The 16,711-nt window shown below is 72.3% G+C and carries 19 protein-coding genes; 4 read left to right on the top strand and 15 right to left on the bottom strand.

Features of this window, described 5'->3' with window-relative positions; genetic code table 11:
- Positions 1–74 precede the first annotated feature (74 nt).
- From ABTZ99_RS22045 to thyX, 6 genes are all read right to left on the bottom strand, one after another.
- A complete protein-coding gene (locus tag ABTZ99_RS22045; RefSeq protein ID WP_498780758.1) occupies positions 75–1,757 on the bottom strand; it encodes a ribonuclease J in 1,683 nt (560 codons plus the stop codon).
- Positions 1,754–2,650 (bottom strand): 4-hydroxy-tetrahydrodipicolinate synthase, encoded by an 897-nt coding sequence (gene dapA / locus ABTZ99_RS22040; protein ID WP_499613446.1) that lies wholly within the window; start codon positions 2,648–2,650, stop codon positions 1,754–1,756. Before dapA ends, ABTZ99_RS22045 begins: the two co-directional genes overlap by 4 nt.
- Positions 2,651–2,688: 38 nt before the next feature.
- Positions 2,689–3,309 (bottom strand): TIGR03085 family metal-binding protein, encoded by a 621-nt coding sequence (locus ABTZ99_RS22035; protein ID WP_498780755.1) that lies wholly within the window; start codon positions 3,307–3,309, stop codon positions 2,689–2,691.
- Positions 3,310–3,318: 9 nt separating this feature from the next.
- A complete protein-coding gene (locus ABTZ99_RS22030) occupies positions 3,319–4,770 on the bottom strand; it encodes a serine/threonine-protein kinase (protein WP_498780753.1) in 1,452 nt (483 codons plus the stop codon).
- A 67-nt stretch (positions 4,771–4,837) separates the two neighbouring features.
- Positions 4,838–5,227 carry an ACT domain-containing protein gene (locus ABTZ99_RS22025; RefSeq protein WP_498780751.1) on the bottom strand — a complete coding sequence of 130 codons (390 nt, stop codon included), beginning with the start codon at positions 5,225–5,227 and terminating at the stop codon, positions 4,838–4,840.
- Positions 5,228–5,233: 6 nt separating this feature from the next.
- Positions 5,234–5,986, bottom strand: coding sequence for an FAD-dependent thymidylate synthase (thyX, locus tag ABTZ99_RS22020; protein WP_499613442.1), 753 nt, complete (start codon positions 5,984–5,986; stop codon positions 5,234–5,236).
- Between the two features lie 166 nt (positions 5,987–6,152).
- Between thyX and ABTZ99_RS22015 the strand changes: the two genes are divergently transcribed.
- Entirely contained in the window at positions 6,153–6,677 is a 525-nt protein-coding gene (locus tag ABTZ99_RS22015; protein WP_498780749.1) for a toxin-antitoxin system HicB family antitoxin, read from the top strand.
- 9 nt (positions 6,678–6,686) lie between these two features.
- Positions 6,687–7,577 (top strand): DUF4097 family beta strand repeat-containing protein, encoded by an 891-nt coding sequence (locus ABTZ99_RS22010; protein WP_498780748.1) that lies wholly within the window; start codon positions 6,687–6,689, stop codon positions 7,575–7,577.
- A gap of 54 nt (positions 7,578–7,631) precedes the next feature.
- Here the strand turns inward: ABTZ99_RS22010 and ABTZ99_RS22005 are convergent, their stop codons facing one another.
- The 4 genes from ABTZ99_RS22005 to ABTZ99_RS21990 form a co-directional block, all read right to left on the bottom strand.
- Positions 7,632–8,219 carry a TetR/AcrR family transcriptional regulator gene (locus ABTZ99_RS22005; protein ID WP_498780747.1) on the bottom strand — a complete coding sequence of 196 codons (588 nt, stop codon included), beginning with the start codon at positions 8,217–8,219 and terminating at the stop codon, positions 7,632–7,634.
- Between the two features lie 72 nt (positions 8,220–8,291).
- Positions 8,292–9,305, bottom strand: a complete 1,014-nt coding sequence (locus ABTZ99_RS22000; RefSeq protein ID WP_499613439.1) for an aldo/keto reductase — start codon at positions 9,303–9,305, stop codon at positions 8,292–8,294.
- Between the two features lie 63 nt (positions 9,306–9,368).
- Positions 9,369–10,580 carry a winged helix-turn-helix domain-containing protein gene (locus ABTZ99_RS21995; protein WP_498780744.1) on the bottom strand — a complete coding sequence of 404 codons (1,212 nt, stop codon included), beginning with the start codon at positions 10,578–10,580 and terminating at the stop codon, positions 9,369–9,371.
- Positions 10,570–11,466: an EamA family transporter gene (locus tag ABTZ99_RS21990; protein ID WP_498780743.1), complete on the bottom strand. Its 897-nt coding sequence runs from the start codon at positions 11,464–11,466 to the stop codon at positions 10,570–10,572. The genes ABTZ99_RS21995 and ABTZ99_RS21990 overlap by 11 nt, the downstream gene beginning before the upstream one ends.
- A 130-nt stretch (positions 11,467–11,596) precedes the next feature.
- Here ABTZ99_RS21990 and ABTZ99_RS21985 point away from each other — a divergent pair, with 130 nt between their 5' ends.
- A complete protein-coding gene (locus ABTZ99_RS21985) occupies positions 11,597–12,148 on the top strand; it encodes a GNAT family N-acetyltransferase (RefSeq protein WP_499613434.1) in 552 nt (183 codons plus the stop codon).
- Between the two features lie 21 nt (positions 12,149–12,169).
- Positions 12,170–12,670, top strand: coding sequence for a hypothetical protein (locus ABTZ99_RS21980; protein ID WP_498780740.1), 501 nt, complete (start codon positions 12,170–12,172; stop codon positions 12,668–12,670).
- Here the strand turns inward: ABTZ99_RS21980 and ABTZ99_RS21975 are convergent.
- The 5 genes from ABTZ99_RS21975 to ABTZ99_RS21955 form a co-directional block, all read right to left on the bottom strand.
- Positions 12,618–12,995, bottom strand: coding sequence for a hypothetical protein (locus ABTZ99_RS21975; RefSeq protein WP_498780739.1), 378 nt, complete (start codon positions 12,993–12,995; stop codon positions 12,618–12,620). The genes ABTZ99_RS21980 and ABTZ99_RS21975 overlap by 53 nt on opposite strands.
- Positions 12,996–13,059: 64 nt before the next feature.
- Positions 13,060–13,839 (bottom strand): cellulose-binding domain-containing protein, encoded by a 780-nt coding sequence (locus ABTZ99_RS21970; RefSeq protein ID WP_499613431.1) that lies wholly within the window; start codon positions 13,837–13,839, stop codon positions 13,060–13,062.
- A 226-nt stretch (positions 13,840–14,065) separates the two neighbouring features.
- Complete coding sequence (locus tag ABTZ99_RS21965; protein ID WP_499613428.1) at positions 14,066–14,521, bottom strand: tetratricopeptide repeat protein; 456 nt, start codon at positions 14,519–14,521, stop codon at positions 14,066–14,068.
- A gap of 36 nt (positions 14,522–14,557) precedes the next feature.
- Positions 14,558–15,316 carry a 4-hydroxy-tetrahydrodipicolinate reductase gene (dapB, locus tag ABTZ99_RS21960; RefSeq protein WP_498780734.1) on the bottom strand — a complete coding sequence of 253 codons (759 nt, stop codon included), beginning with the start codon at positions 15,314–15,316 and terminating at the stop codon, positions 14,558–14,560.
- The gene (locus tag ABTZ99_RS21955) at positions 15,313–16,620 is read right to left on the bottom strand and encodes a M16 family metallopeptidase (RefSeq protein ID WP_498780766.1); all 1,308 of its coding nucleotides are present in this window, start codon (positions 16,618–16,620) and stop codon (positions 15,313–15,315) included. The genes dapB and ABTZ99_RS21955 overlap by 4 nt, the downstream gene beginning before the upstream one ends.
- Between the last annotated feature and the right edge of the window lie 91 nt (positions 16,621–16,711).

Below are 16,711 nucleotides of genomic sequence, written 5' to 3'. Positions count from 1 at the left end.
GGCGCCCCCGCCGCCGCACACCCCCCCCACCACCAGGCAGTTCGCGCCGGCTGCCGCGGGAGGTCGACCGGCGGTCAGTTCACCGGGATGATGGTCGGCACGATCATCGGCCGCCGCCGGTACGTCTCGGCGACCCAGCGGCCCACCACGCGGCGCACGGCCTGCGCGATGCGGTGCGAGTCGGTGATGCCCTCGGCCTCCGTGCGGGACAGTTCCATCTCCACCAGCGAGATCGCCTGGTCCAGGGCCTTCGGGTCGTCGGAGAAACCCCGGCCGGACACCGTCGGCGGCGCGACCGCGCGACCGCTGCCGGAGTCCACGGCCACGGTGATCGCGATGAACCCGCCCTCGCCGAGCACGAGCCGGTCGGACAGGGTCGACTCGCCGACGTCGCCGACCGACAGGCCGTCCACGTAGACGTGGCCCACCTCGACCTTGCCGGTGATCTCCGCCTTGCCGTCGACCAGGTCGACCACCACGCCGTCCTCGGCGATGACGACCCGCTCCGGGTCCACCCCCGTCGCCACGGCCAGCGCCGCGTTGGCCCGCAGGTGCCGCCACTCGCCGTGCACCGGCATCACGTTCGACGGCCGCACGGCGTTGTAGAGGAACAGCAGCTCCCCCGCCGGCGAGTGGCCGGACACGTGCACCTTGGCGTTGCCCTGGTGCACGACCGTCGCGCCGAGCCGCGCCAGGCCGTTGACCACGCCGAACACCGCGTTCTCGTTGCCCGGAATCAACGACGACGCCAGCACGATCGTGTCGCCCGCCCTGATCGAGATCTGCCGGTGCTCGCCGCGCGCCATCCGCGACAACGCCGACAGCGGCTCGCCCTGCGAGCCGGTCGACACGAACATCACCTCGTCCTCGGGCAGCTCCATCGCCTCGTTGAGGTCGACGAACAACCCGTCCGGCACGTTGAGGTAGCCGAGCTCGGCCGCGATGCCCATGTTGCGCACCATCGACCGGCCGACCAGCGCGACCCGCCGCTCGTACTGCACGGCCACGTCCAGCACCTGCTGCACCCGGTGCACGTGGGAGGCGAAGCACGCCACGATCACCCGCTGGTTGGCCTTGCGGACCACGTTCTCCAGCACCGGCCCGATCTCGCGCTCCGGCGCGACGAACCCCGGCACCTCGGCGTTGGTCGAGTCGACCAGGAACAGGTCGACGCCCTCGTCGCCGAGCCGGGAGAACCCGGCCAGGTCGGTGAGCCTGCCGTCGAGCGGCAGCTGGTCGAGCTTGATGTCGCCGGTGTGCAGCACCAGCCCGGCGGACGTGCGGATCGCGACCGCGACCGCGTCCGGGATGGAGTGGTTGACCGCGAAGAACTCCAGCTCGTACGGCCCGTAGGAGCGCCGGTCGCCGTCGGTGATCTCGATCAGCCTCGGCGTCTGGCGGTGCTCCTTGCACTTGGCCGCGAGCAGCGCCAGCGTGAACCGCGAGCCGACCACCGGCAGGTCGGGGCGCAGCTTCAGCAGGAACGGCACCGCGCCGATGTGGTCCTCGTGCCCGTGGGTGAGCACCAGCGCCTCGATGTCGTCCAACCGGTCCTCGATGGCCCGGAAGTCCGGGAGGATCAGGTCGACGCCAGGCTGGTCGTCCTCGGGGAAGAGCACGCCGCAGTCCACGACGAGCAGCCGGCCGGCGTGCTCGAACACCGTCATGTTGCGGCCGATCTCGCCAATTCCACCCAGTGCGACGACGCGCAGACCTCCGTCGGGCAGTGCGGGCGGGGGTGAGTTCGGGTTGATCACGCGTTGACTCCCAATTCGGCCTCGACGGCCTCGATGTCCTCGGTTGAAGCGGGTACCAGCGGCAGCCTCGGGTCGCCGACGTCGAGGCCGCGCAGGCGCAGCGCGGTCTTGGCGTAGGTCACGCCGGGCATCCGCTTGAAGGGCCTCAGCAGCGGCAGCAGCGACTGGTGGATCGCGGTCGCGCCGGCGACGTCACCGGACTCGAACGCGTCGACCAGCTCGCGCAGCCGGTCCGCGGCGAAGTGCGAGATGACGCTGACGAACCCGACCGCGCCGACCGACAGCCACGGCAGGTTCAGCGGGTCGTCACCGGAGTAGTAGGCCAGGTCGGTGGCGGCGATGACCTTGCTGCCCGCGAGCAGGTCGCCCTTGGCGTCCTTCACCGCGACGATCCGCGGGTGCTCGGCGAGCCGCAGCAGGGTCGGCACCTCGATGGGGATCACGGTGCGCGGCGGGATGTCGTACAGCATCACGGGCACGCCGACCTGGTCGGCGACGGTGGTGAAGTGCGCGAACACACCCTCCTGGGTGGGCCGCGAGTAGTACGGGGTGACCAGCAGCAGGCCGTGCGCGCCCGCCGCCTCCGCCTGCTTGGCCAGGTGCGCGCTGTGCGCGGTGTCGTACGTGCCCGCGCCGGCGACCACGGTGGCGCGGTCGCCGACCGCCTCGACCACGGCGCGGACCAGGTCCGCCTTCTCCGCGTCGGTCGTGGTCGGGCTCTCGCCGGTGGTGCCGTTGACCACGAGACCGTCGTTGCCCAGCTCGACCAGGTGCTCGGCGAGCCGCTGCGCCCGGTCCAGGTCCACCGCCCCCTCCGCGTCGAACGGGGTGACCATGGCGGTGAGCACGCGGCCGAACGGGCGGCCGGGCGAGGCGGTAGGACTTCCGGTCATATGCGGAAATCTACCGCGTCACCCTCGGCAAGCTGCGACTACATGCTCCGGTCGAGGGCTCGCACCAGCCGCACGGCGTCGTCCGAGCCGTCGTACTCGACGCGTGCGGCGGCACGGCCGAACACGTGCACCAGCAGTTCCGAGACCTGCCCGGTCAGCACCACGGGGTCCGCTCCACGCTTGGCCACGACCGCCTCGCCGTCCGGGCGGCGCAGCACCACCCCGACCGGGCTCTTGCGGTACATGAGCCGGGCGGTGGGCGCGAGCCGCTGCCACAGCACCGCGTCTCGTACCGGATCGGGTGAACGCGGCTCCCAGTCGTCCCGCGCCCGGCGCACGTCCTCGTGGTGCACGAAGTACTCGACGGAGTTCACCAGCTCGTCGATGAGCGCGTAGGGCGAGAACCGGGGCGGGCCGACGCGGACCAGCTCGACCAGCTCGTCCCACGGCCTGGCCGCGTAGGCGTCCTGGACGCGCTGCGTGTGCCCGGCCAGCGGCTTGACCAGGATGCCGGCCGCCGCGTCCGGGCGGCGTTCCCGCAGCACGAGGTGCGCGGCGAGGTCCCGGGCGCGCCACGGGTCGCACAACGTGGGCGCGTCCGGCCCCACCTCGGCGAACAGCTCGGTCAGCAGCCTGCGTTCGTCCTGCGCGACGCCCATGGACCCACGTTACTTGGCGTACACCTGGTCCTTCAGCGCGGTGCCGTCCTTGTTCCACAGCACGCAGGCCACGTCGCGGTAGCGCTTGTCCGAGGACGAGGACTTCGACGGGTCCTCCGCCCAGACGCCCGAGGTCGGCACGACGGCGACGTAGCGGAGCTTGGACTCCTTGTCCTGCACGGGCACCCGCTCGGACATGAAGTACAGCGTGCAGTAGTTCTCCGCGTACCCGCGCAGCCACTCGTCGCCCGGGTAGGGCATCTTGTCCGACCCGAACGGCTCCGCCGCCGCGTAGACCTCGACCCGGTGCGGCTCGTCGCAGTCGGTGTAGTTGACCGTGGTGTTGGGGTCGACCAGGTTGTCGCCGCACTGCCCGGCGCCCGCCTTGAACTGGGCGGGCTCGATCGTGCCGCCCGGACCGTAGGTGACCGTCTCGGCCATCGCGGCGGGCGGCTGCTCGGTGAACAGCCACCGGCCCAGGAACACGCCGCCGACCAGCAGCGCGACCGCGGCCACCGCCGTGCCGGTGATCAGCAGGCCCTTGAGCCACGGCTTGCGCACCGCGGTGGGCTGCGCGTAGTGCATGGTCGGGTTCGGCGCGCCGAACCCGGTCGGCGGTGTCGGGTGGGCCGCCGCGCGTTCCAGCATCGCGCGCGCCTGCGGGCCGGTCAGCCGGGCGTTCGGGTCGGGCATCATCAGGCCGGTGATCACCGCGCCGAGCACGCCGTGCGCCCTGGTCAGGCGGGGCATCTCGTTCATGATCGCGTGCAGGGTGGACGCGGTGGTCGGCCGGTCGTACGGGTTGGCGCCCTCGACGGCGTAGCAGAGCGTCGCGCCCAGCGCCCACAGGTCGGAGGCGGGCGAGGCCTCGTTGCCGTGGATGCGCTCCGGCGACATGTAGGCGGGCGAGCCGATGAGGCTGCCGCTGGTGGTCAGCCGCGGGTCGTCCACGGCCTGGGCGATGCCGAAGTCGGTGAGCTTCACCCGGCCGTTGGGCGTGACCATGAGGTTGCCGGGCTTGACGTCGCGGTGCACGATCCCGGCCTGGTGCGCGGAGTCCAGGGCGGACAGCGCCTGGACGGCCATCGAGATGACCCGGTCCTGCGGCATCGGGCCGTGCGCGCTGATCAGCGTGGACAGCGTGGCGGCCTCGACCAGCTCCATCACGATGTAGTTCATGCCGTGCTCGGCGACCACGTCGTACACGGTGACCACGCCGGGGTCGTTCAGCCGGCCCGCGGTGCGCGCCTCGCGCATCACCCGTTCCTCCAGCACCCGGCGCTCTTCCAGCGCGATGCCGTCGGGCAGGTGCAGCTCCTTGATGGCGACCTGGCGGCCGATCACGTTGTCCTGGGCGCGCCAGACGACGCCCATGCCGCCGCGTCCCAGCTCGGCGAGCAGGGTGTACCTGCCCGCGATCACGCGGGGTTGCGCGCTCACACCTTGCGTCGGACCAGTCACCGTCACTCCTCGAAACCCGCGGACCGGGCGGAACGCTACTTCAGACCACGTGACGCCCGATCCGGTTTCACGGTTTCGTGACTTCGTGCCCGGACGACCGCAGCGCCTGCACGGCGCGGGCCAGGTCGCCCGACTTCACCAGCAGGTGGTCGGTGTCGTAGGTGGACAGCGCGAACAGGCTCACGCCCGCCGCGGCCAGTTCACCCGACAGGGCGGCCATGATGCCAGTGAGGGTGAACTCCAGCGGACCGCGCACGGTCAGCAACCGCCAGCCGGGCTGCGCGGTCTCCGCCTCGGGCGCGTGCTCGGCCGGGCACACGATCGACAGCTCGTCGGGCGTCCTGGTCACCGAGACCAGGCCGGGCGCGTCGAGCAGCCCCGCCGGGACGGGCGCGTCGGCGGGCAGCCGCGCGACCGTGTACTCCCCCGGCAGGACGTCGACGATCAGCCGCTTCACCGGCCGTCAGCCTTCGGTGACCAGCGGGCTGGAGGCGACCTCGGTGCCGTCGGCCAGGGTCGAGATGGTGAAGTCGGCGAACACGTTGGCCGCCGCCTTCTGCAGCTGGCGCAGGCACTCCACGGCCAGCGCGCGGATCTCCACGTCGGCGTGCTCGGTGGCGCGCATGGCGATGAAGTGCCGCCACGCGCGGTAGTTCCCGGTCACCACGATGCGGGTCTCGGTGGCGTTGGGCAGGATCGCCCTGGCCGCCTGGCGCGCCTGCTTGCGGCGCAGCGTGGCGCTGGGCACGTCGGAGAACTTCTCCTCCAGGCCCTTCAGCAGCTCGTTGTAGGCCTCGACGCTGGCCTGCGCCGCGGCGAGGAACTTCTCGTGCAGCTCCGGGTCGTTCGCGATGACGTCCGGCTCGACCATGGCGGCGTTGCGCTCGGGCACGTACCGCTGGGACAGCTGCGAGTACGAGAAGTGGCGGTGCCGGATCAGCTCGTGGGTGAGCGAGCGGGAGATGCCGGTCAGGTAGAAGCTGACCGAGCCGTGCTCCAGCACGGACAGGTGGCCGACCTCGATGATGTGCTTGATGTAGCCGGCGTTCGTGGCGGTGGCCGGGTTCGGCTTCGTCCACGACTGGTAGCACGCGCGGCCGGCGAACTCCGCCAGCGCCTCGCCGCCGTCGGCGTCGGTGGACCACGGGACGCCGTCCGGGGGGAAGAACTCCGTCTTCGCGATCAACTGCACCTTCGGCGCCACCGTCTCAGCCATGGCTCGAACCCTAACCGAAGCCGTCCGCGCCGTTGCCCGACACCGGCGCTCGGCCGCCGCCGTTCGGCCCACCGGGCGGCGGCCGTTCGCCGGTGCGCACCGTGACGTCATGAACGACATCACCTGCTTCCTTGACTGATGTCAGTTTTGACGTCATGGTGGTGTCATGGATCTGTCGCCGTACATCGCAGCACTGCGCGAGGACCTCGCGACGGCCGCGTCCGCCGGGGACGACAACACCCGGCGCACCGCGGCCCTGCTGTCCGCAGCACTGGAGCCCGCCGCGCGGCTCGCGCTCATGAACGCGCTGTCCGACCTGGCCGCGGAGGTCACCGCGGCCCTCGACGGCCCTGTCGTCGACGTGCGGTTGGACGGACGGGACGTGCAGGTGGTCGTCACCGGCACGGCCGCTCGGGAAGAACACGAACCCGAGCCGCAGGAAGTTCCCCGGCCCTCCGCCGGTGACGCCACGCGCGTCACCCTGCGACTGCTGGACGAGCTGAAGTCGAAGGCCGAGCAGGCCGCCGCGGCCCAGGGGATGTCGCTGAACACGTTCGTCGCGCAGGCCGTGCAGGGGGCGGTCGGCGGGCGGCGCGGTGGTGGTGGCCACAAGCACTGGGGGCCGCCGAAGGACCAGTCGGGCGGCGAGTCGTCGTCGTCCTCCCGCGTCCGCGGCTGGGTCCAGGGCTGAGGGGGGATCATGGAATCGGATGTCGTCGTTCGGCAGCAGAGCTTCGAGGTCGACGGGGTCGTGGAGGTCGACGTGGCGCTGCTCTCCGGCCGGGTGCGGGTGCACCTGGTCGACGAGCCCGGCGTGCACGTCGAGGTCAAGCACGACCCGTCGCCGGGCGAGTCCTGGGCCGCGGGCCTGTCGGGGCTGCTGAGCTGGGTGAACGACCAGTTCGGCAACGGCCGCGGGCAGCCGGCGGGACCGGCCGAGGCGGTGCGCGACGCCCGGCTCGAGCTGACCGGCGGGCGGTTGAGGGTGCACTCCTCCAAGGCGCTGCCGCTGCGCGCCGTGCCGTTGAGCGTGACGGTGCGCGCGCCCGCCGGCTCCCACGTGATCACCAAGGCCGGTTCGGCGGAGGTGACCGTGACCGGCGCGGCGGGTCGGCTGGAGGTCCAGACCGGCACCGGTGACGTGACCGCGGATCGCGCGGACGCGTCGTCGCAGGTCAACTCGGGTTCGGGCAAGCTGAGGCTCGGTCCGATGCTCGGCGGGCTGCGGGCGAAGACCGGCAGCGGCGACGTCGAGGTGTCGTCGATCGGCGGGAACACCGTGATCTACACGGGCACCGGCGACGTGTGGCTGGGCGCCGTGCAGGGCGACGTGCAGGTGCGGACCGGCGGCGGTGACGTCACCATCGCCGACGCCGCGTCCGGCAAGGTCCAGCTGGGCACCGGTTCGGGCGACGTCCGCGTCGGCGTTCGGCCCGGCGTGGCGGCGCAGGTCGACCTGGCCTCCAGCTCGGGCTCGGCGCGCAGCGACCTGGACGTCTCCGACACGCCGCCGGCGGACGAGCCGTCCCTGTTCATCACCGGCCGGACCGGCAGCGGCACCGCCCTGGTGACCACGGCGACCACGGCCTGACCACCGGACCACGCCGCGGCGTGCGCACCCCCGATGCGCGCGCCGCGGTTTTCCCTACTCGCGGGCCCTCAGTCCCGCCACCAGGAGTGACACCACCGCCTCGAAGCTCGCGTCGATGCCCGGCGTCGACCACAGGGGCGCGTGGACCGGGTCGTGGAACCGCGCGGTGGCGGCCAGGACGGCCTCGGCCGCGCCGGCCGGGTCGTCGGTGGCGAAGTCGCCGGACGCCACGCCGTCCTCGACGATCCGGGTCAGGTCCTCGACCAGCGTCGCCACGTGGGCGTCCACCACGGCGCTGTTCTCGGTCACCAGCACCGAGTACGTGGCGAACAGCTCCGGGTCGTCCAGCGCCTTCACGCGCTTGGACTCGAAGAGCGCCGCCAGCCAGTCGCGCAGGCGCCGCGGCGCGGGCGTGTCGGCGGTGGCGAGGTCGGTCAAGCCCGCGTGCGCGCGGGCGAGCCACCGCTGCGTGACCGCCTCGCGCAAGGCGGCCTTGGTCGGGAAGTGCCGGTAGACGCTGCCGTGGCTCACGCCGAGGGCGCGGGCCACGTCCACCACGGTCGCCTTGGCCGGGCCGAAGCGGCGGAGGACGTCCTCCGTGGTGCGGAGGACGTCCTCCGCGGTCAGTGCGCCTTCCGCCACGTGGTGCTCCCTGGTGTCGCCGGCTGGTCCCCGGTCAATTGTGCGCGCACCGGCCGGCGACCCCGACCACGGTCAGCGCTCGCTGTCCAGGTGCGCCATCAGGGCCGGCGCGTAGCGCTCGCCCGCCGCGGCGTCGGCCGGGACCGCGGCCTCGATCCGGGACAGGTCCGACTCGGTGAGCGTGACGTCCAGCGCGCCGAGGGCCTCGGTCAGCCGGTCGCGGCGGCGTGCGCCCACCAGCGGGACGATGTCCTCGCCCTGGGCCAGGACCCAGGCGATGGCCAGCTGCGCGACCGTCGTGCCCTTCTCCGCGGCCACCGCGCGCAGGGCCTCCACCAGCGCCAGGTTGTGGCCGAGGTTGTCGCCCTGGAACCGCGGCGAGACGGCGCGGAAGTCGTCGACCTGCCTGGCCGCCGTCCAGTGGCCCGAGATCAGGCCGCGCGACAGCACGCCGTACGCCGTGATGCCGATGCCCAGCTCGCGGGCGGTGGGCAGGATCTCCTCCTCGATGCCCCGGGAGATCAGCGAGTACTCGATCTGGAGGTCGACGATCGGGTGCACGGCGTTGGCCCGGCGCAGCGTGTCCGCGCCCACCTCGGACAGGCCGATGTGGCGGACGCGGCCCTTCTCGACCTCCTCCTTGATCGCGCCCACGGTCTCCTCGATCGGGACGGCCGGGTCGAGGCGGGCCGGGCGGTAGACGTCGACGTGGTCCGTGCCGAGCCGGCGCAGCGTGTAGGCGAGGAAGTTGCGCACGGCCTCGGGCCTGGCGTCGTTGCCGTGCCAGCCGCCGTCCGCGTCGCGCAGCGCGCCGAACTTGACGCTGATCGCCACGTCGTCGCGGTTGCGGTCGCGCAGGGCCTGGCGGATCAGCAGTTCGTTGTGGCCCATGCCGTAGAAGTCGCCGGTGTCGAGCAGCGTCACGCCCGCGTCGACGGCGGCGTGGATGGTGGCCACGCTCTCCGCCTCGTCGGCCGGGCCGTACAGGTCCGACATGCCCATGCAGCCCAGGCCGAGCGCCGACACCTCGGGACCGGTCTTGCCCAGGACCCGACGCCGGGTCACGCGGTGGGTGGAGTTCGTCATGACTCCACTATGAGACTTGGGCTGACAGATTTCAACTTCTGTCAGTCCATCGAGTGGCCGGTCTCACCGCGCCACCGTCTTCAGCACTCCTGCGAGGTCTCCCTTGAGCACGACCTCGACGTCCTCCAGCTCCAGCCAGTCCGCCATGTGCCGCAGCTCGGCGGCCAGCTCGACCGCGACCCGGCCCACGTCCGCGCCCGGCTCGGCGTACGCCGCCTGCACCCGCAGCACGCCCGCCGCCCGGTCCGCCTTCAGGTCGACCCGCCCCACCAGCTCGCCGTCCAGCAGGAACGGGAACACGTAGTAACCGTGCACGCGCTTGGGCCCGGGCACGTAGATCTCGATCCGGTAGAAGAAGTCGAAGATCCGCTCGGTCCGGGCCCGCTCCCAGATCAGCGGGTCGAACGGGCACAGCAGCGCCCGCCCGGTGATCCGCCGCGGCACGCGCGCCTCGACGTGGCGGTACGCGGGCACGCCCCACCCCCGCACCTCGACCGGCTCCAGCACCCCCGCCTCGACCAGCTCCGCCACGGCCTGCCGGCTGCGCGCGGGCTGCAACCGGTAGTAGTCGCGCAGATCGGGCTCCGTCGCCACGCCCATCGCCGTCGCCGCACGCGTCACCAGCTCGCGCGCGCCCTCCTCCGCCGTCACCGACAGCCGCCGGGCCAGCACCTCCGGCGGCAGCACGCGTTCGCTCAGGTCGTACAGCCGCTCGAAACCGCGCCGCGTCCCGGTCGTCAGCACGCCCTCGCCGAACAGGTACTCGCACACCTTCTTGACCTCGGACCAGTTCCAGCCCCAGTGGTCCTTGGCCCGCGGCCCGCCACCGGCCAACGCCTTCTCGATCGCGCCCGCGCCGAGCGGCCCCAGCTCCTTCACCACCGCCAGGATGTCGTCCACGAGCTGCGGCGAGCGCTCGGCGACCGTCGTGTAGTTCTTCCACCAGCCGGGGCGCTTGGCCCCGGAGTGCAGCAGCGGCCAGTCCTCCACCGGCACCAGGCTCGCCTCGTGCGCCCAGTACTCCACCAGCAGTCGCGGCTTGCGCGCGCTGTGCGACCACGACGCCTCGTCCACCAAGGACGGCGCGTAGGCCCCGAGCCTGCTGAACAACGGCATGTAGTGCGCGCGGACGGCCACGTTCACCGAGTCCAGCTGCAACAACCGGATCCGGGACAGCACCTTGAGCAGGTGCCGCCGGTTGGGCGCGGAGGCGGGGCGCGCGTCGGCGAAACCCTGTGCGCCCAAGGCGATGCGGCGAGCGACGTCAGCGTTCATCTTCTGCACGGCTGGATACTCCCACCGGGGTACGACGTTTCCGCTCGGCCCGGACCACCAGCACCACCGCCAGGACCACCAGCAGACCGCCGAGCAGCTGCGACACCCCGAACCGCTCGTCCGCCAGCCACACCCCGAGCACCACCGCGATCACCGGGTTCACGTAGGCGTAGGTCGCCACGGTCGACACCGGCAACTGCCCCAGCACGTACACGTACGAGCTGAACGCCAGCAACGACCCGAACACCACCAGGTAGCCCCACGCCGCCCACGACGTCGTGGTGATCGCGCCGAACGACACCCGCTCCCCCGCGACCAGCCCCACCACCGTCAACGCCGCCCCACCGGCCAGCATCTCCACCGCCGACAACGCGAACGGGTTCGCCGGCGTGTCCAGCCGGCTGCTCAGGAACGACCCCAGCGCCCACCCGAACGCCGCCAGCAGCACCACCCACGGCCCCCACCACGACGACTCGCCCAGGTCGTCGGACAACAACACGGCCAGCCCCACCAGGCCGATGGTCACACCCGCGTACGTCACGCCGTGCGGCCGTTCACCGGCGATCCGCCGCATCAGCACCACGTACAGCGGCACGGACGCCACCAGCAGCGCCGCCAACCCCGACGCCACCGACTGCTCGGCCAGCACCACGAGCCCGTTGCCCCAGGCGGGCAGCAGCAGTCCCAGCAGCACCGACGAGCCGAACTGCCGCCGCGTCATCCGCAGCCCGCCGCGCCACGCCACCACCGCCGCCAGCACCGCGCCCGCGAGGAGGAACCGCGTGCCGCCCGACAACAGCGGCGGCATCGACTCGATGCTGAACTTGATGCCCAGGTAGGTCGAACCCCAGACCACGTACACGACGCCCAACGCTGCCCACCGCACGTCACCGACGCTTCCACGCCGGCACGGGTGCAATCACGCGGATTTCCGCCCTGCAGCCGTGAGATCGGACTCCCCCGCACGCCGACCCGCCTCCGCACCCGGCGTGCCGAGCGGCGGATAGGGTGCCGGCATGGCCGACGCCACCGTGCGCACCGCACAGCCCGACGACGTGGCGGAGATCGCCCGCATCCACCGAGACACCTGGCGCACCGCCTACCGGGACATCGTCCCCGCCGAGGTGCTGCAAGCCATCGACGTGGACGAGACCGCGCCCGCGTGGGCCGAGGCGGTCGGGCACGGTCAGGTGTTCGTCGCCGCCGAGGGCACGTGGACGGTGGGGTTCTGCGTCGCCGGGCTGGCGCCCGAAGAAGAAGTGGCGCACGCGGACGGCTCACTGCCCGAGGACGCGGCGACGACGGCTCTGGTGAGCGTGCTCGTGGAGCCGCGCTGGGCGCGGCGCGGGCACGGCGGCAGGCTCCTCGCCACGGCCGCCTCCGACCTGCGTGAAGCCGGCGCCACGAGGGGTGTCGCGTGGGTGCCCGAGGCCGACAAGGCGTCGATCGGCTTCTACGGCAAGGCGGGCTGGGAGGCCGACGGCACGGTCCGCACCCTGGACGCGGGCGGGCGGCCGTTGCGCGAAATAAGGGTTACCGGGGGGCTGACCCTACTGCTCGAGCCGTGACCGCACGGGTAGCCTCGCCAAGTGCTCGGGTGGTTGTGCCTCACGTTCGGCGTCGCCTTCGGCTCCGCGCTGGTACCCCTCATCAGCATCGAGATCTTCGTCATCGGTCTGGTCACCCAGCAACCGGGCATCTCGTGGTGGTGGATCGGTATCGCGGTCGCCGTCGGCCAGGTGCTGGGCAAGATGTTCTACTTCCTGGCCGCCCGCGGCTCGCTGCACCTGCCCGCGTTCATGAGGCGCGAGGTGAAGCCGGCCAAGGCGTTATCGCCGTGGCGGCTGAAGTGGAAGGCCAGGCTGGAGTGGGTGCGCGTGCGCTGCCACCGCCACCCGCACTGGATGTTCGGCACGCACGCGGTGAGCTCCGTGGTCGGCCTGCCGCCGTTCATGTTCACCACCGTGCTGGCGGGCCTGGCCGGCATGTCGTCCTGGCTGTTCATCTCCACCAGCGTGGCCGGCCGGTTCGCCCGGTTCAGCGTGCTCGCCGCCTCGCCTGCCGCGGTGGCTGGCTGGTGGGTGCACTGACGGCGCGCTGGTGGCGCACCAGGCGCTGCTCGGGCACGACCAGGCCGTAGTGGTCGTGCAGCTCGGCTTGCTCGGCCTCCGAGAGGTCGCGGTCGCCGACCTTCGGCGCGTCCTCCACCTCGCGCTTGTCGACCGGCACCACGAGCCTGCGGTCGCGGACCTGGGCGCCGCGGATCGGGACGAGCGTCGTGCCGCCGTCGCTGCGCACCGAAGCCCACAGCGGCCGGTCACCGGCCAGCCACACCCCCGCGACCGGTCCGATGGGCCGGCCGTGCCGATCCAGCACGTCACAGTCGTAGAGGCGGTCCACCGCTGTGCGATCCATGCCTCATCGGCTACCCCGCCACTCGGCTGAGCGCACGGTGAACCACCCGGTCGTGTGACCCCGCTCAGGGCCGTTCGTCGGGCCGCTCACCCACCCGTCCGAGGTGGCGGCGCACGACGAGCAGGACGGCGATGCCCACGGCCGCCACGAGCAGGCTGATGACCAGGCCGAGGCGCAGCGCGTCCACCCCGCTGTCGGGGCTCACGTCCGCGGACAGCACGACGGCGGGCTTCGGCGACGCGGTGGGCCAGGTGAACGTGCCCGAGGCCGCCGCCGACGACTCCGACGGCCCGGTCGTGGCCGAGGACGAGGCCGAGGACGCCGACGTGGTCGTGGTCGTCGTGGTGGTGGTCGTGGCGGACGGCTCGGTCGTGAGGGACGGCGTGGACGACGACGCCGGGGCGCCGGTCGTGGTGACCGCGGTGACGGGCGAGCCCGTGCACGGCACGCCGTTCACGGTGAACGACGTCGGCGCGGGGTTGCTGCCCGACCAGGAGCCGTTGAAACCGACCGTCACCGACCTGCCCGTGGCCACCGCGCCGTTGTAACCGGTGTTCGTCACCCGCACGGTGCTCCCGCTCTGGGTGAACACGCCGTTCCACGTCTCGGAGGTGATCCGCTGCCCGGCGGTGAACGTCCACTCCAGGGTCCAGCCCGACAGCGGGTCGCCGAGGTTGGTCAGGGTGACGCGCGCGCCGAACCCGCTGCGCCACTGGTCGGTGACGTCGTAGTCGACGTCGCAGCCGACCGCGGCGTACGCCGTGGCCATCGGGGTGACGAGACCGGTCGCGACCAGGGCCGCGGCGACGGCGAGGGCCGCCCGGACGATCCGAGCGAAGGGCATGGGCACTCCTGGGACGGGCGGCGGTTCGCCTGATTCTTCCCCAGGACGCCGGCGTGATCAGCCGATCGTGAGCGCGATGCCCAGCGCGACGACCACGACCAGGCAGGAGACGGCCAGCCGCAGGTTCTCGCAGGTCTTCGCCATGTACCCACAGTAACCACGCCTACCGGAAGAACCAAGGCAACAGAGCGTGAAGACCGAATGAATCGCGCCTCACTCGAACGGCTTACGCCCGATTCGTCGGCAGGGAGAACAAGTCGATCGCTTTCCGCATGGTCTCGCGGGCCCGGCCGCGGTCACCGGCCAGGTCGTAGGCCTGCGCCAGCAGGAACCACGCCCGCCAGTCCTCCGGGCGCGCCTCGACGTCCACGCGGCGCTCCTCGAACCAGGCGTCGGCCGCCTCGCGGTCCACCCGGCCGGACGGGCGACGCGGCAGCCCGGACGTGTCGAGGAGACCGCCCTCGGCGTCGAGCTGCCGCGCCATCCGCTCCGTGGTGAAGCCGAACCTGAGGTTCGTCCACGCGATCCACGCGCCGATCAACGGCAGCAGGAGCACGCCGACGCCGAGGCCGACGCCGACCGGGTCGCCGGTGCCGAGCAGCACCACGGCCCGGCCGCCGAGCAGCACGAAGTACACCGCCAGCGCGGCGGTGATCACGAACGCGACGGTGCGGGTCTTCACGGTGTCGGCTTCACGGTGTCGGCTGCCCCGGGCGGGTCAGAGGTCCATGTACTTGTCGAGCCCCACGGAGAGCCCGGGGTGCCGCGCGATCGACCGCACGGCCAGCAGCACGCCCGGCATGAACGACTTGCGGTCCAGCGAGTCGTGCCGCAGCGTCAGCGTCTCGCCCTCCGTGCCGAACACGACCTCCTGGTGCGCGATCAGCCCCGCCACGCGCAGCGAGTGCACCCGCACGTCGTCCACGAGCGTGCCGCGCGCACCGGGGGCCTCCTGCGTGGTCGCGTCCGGCATCGGGCCGACGCCCGCCGCCTCACGCGCCTGCGAGATCAGCCGGGCCGTGTGCGCGGCGGTGCCGGAGGGGGCGTCCACCTTGCGCGGGTGGTGCAGCTCGATGACCTCGGCCGACTCGTAGTACGGGGCGGCCAGCTCGGCGAACCGCATGGACAGCACGGCGCCGATGGCGAAGTTCGGCGCGACCAGCACGCCCAGCCCCGGCTTCGCGTCGAGCCACTCGGAGACCGTGCCCAGCCGCTGCGCGTCGAACCCGGAGGTGCCGACGACGGCGTGGATGTCGTTGTCCACGCAGAACCGGATGTTGTCCATGACCACGTCGGGGCTGGTGAAGTCGACCGCGACCTGCGCGCCGGCGTCGGCCAGGTTGAACAGCCAGTCACCCGCGTCGACCATGGCGACGACTTCCAGGTCGCCGGCGGCCTCGACCGCGCGGCACACCTCGGCGCCCATGCGGCCCCTGGCCCCGATGACGCCTACGCGGAGTGGTTCTGCGGAACTCAAGAGATCACCTCGTGCACCTGGGACGGCAGATCGTCGGCGTGAGCGTAAGGGCCGACCACGGCGGCGGCGACGGGACGTCGCAGCAAGTCCTTCGCCAGCGTGGCGACATCGGCCGCGGTGACCTCGTCGATGCGCGCCAACGTCTGCTCGACGGACAGGTAGTCGCCGTAGTTCAGCTCGCCCTTGCCGATGCGCGACATCCGCGAGCTGGTGTCCTCCAGGCCGAGCACGAGCCCGCCGCGCAGCTGGCCCTTGCCGCGGGCCACCTCCGCCTCGCTCAGCCCGTCACGGGCCACGGTGGACAGCACGTCGCGCACGACGCCCGCCACGTCGCCGAGCCGGTCGGGCTGGCAGCCCGCGTAGATCGACAACGTGCCCGCGTCCGCGTAGAGGCCGACCGACGAGTACACCTGGTAGGCCAGGCCGCGCCGTTCCCGGACCTCCTGGAACAGCCGCGAGCTCATCCCGCCGCCCAGCGCGGCGTTGAGCACGTTCAACGCGAACCGGCGCTCGTCGTGCCGGTCGAGCCCGCGCACGCCCAGCATCAGGTGCGCCTGCTCGGTGTCGTCGGAGTGCAGCACCAGCTTGCGCGAACCCGGGATGCGCGCCCGGCCGACGCGCGGCGCGACGGGCGTGCCCACGCGGTCGAGCCGGTCGCCGATCTGCTTGCGCACCAAGCGCATCACGTGCGCGTGGTCGATGTTGCCCGCCACCGCGAGCACCATCCGCGGCAGCGTGTAGCGCTTCTTGTAGAAGCCGAACAGCGCGTCGCGGTCCATGTCCCCGATGGACTGCTCGGTGCCCAGCACCGGCCGTCCCAGCGCGTGCTCGCCCAGCAGGGCGTCCAGGAACGCGTCGTGCAGCAGGTCTTCCGGGTCGTCGTCGCGCATGGCGATCTCTTCGAGCACCACGCCGCGCTCGGTCTCGAAGTCGCGCGGCTCGCACAGCGCGTCGAACACCACGTCGCACACCAGGTCCATCGCCAGCGGCAGGTCCTCGTCCAGGACGTGCGCGTAGTAGCAGGTGTGCTCCTTGGCGGTGAACGCGTTCAGCTCGCCGCCGACCGCGTCGATCTCCTCGGCGATCTGCGCCGCCGTGCGGTTCGCCGTGCCCTTGAACAGCAGGTGCTCCAGGTAGTGCGCGGCGCCCGCGACCTCGACCCGCTCGTCGCGCGACCCGACCTGCACCCACAGGCCGACCGACGCCGACCGGACGCCGGGGATGCGCTCGGTGATGACCCGCAGGCCGGAGGGCAGCACGCTGCGGCGCACGGCGACGCCCGCGTCACCGCGTTCCAGCGACATCGTGCTGCCCGGCTTCTGCAGGTGCCCGAGCCTGCGCGTAAGCGGACGGCCGCGGGTGCCCGAAGCACCCGCGGCCGTCCCGTTGACGCTC

The organism is Actinosynnema sp. NPDC002837, assembly GCF_040295345.1.
Classification (GTDB): Bacteria; Actinomycetota; Actinomycetes; order Mycobacteriales; family Pseudonocardiaceae; genus Actinosynnema.
The sequence above is the reverse complement of the archived record's forward strand: the minus strand, read 5'-3'. Positions and strand labels throughout refer to the sequence as shown.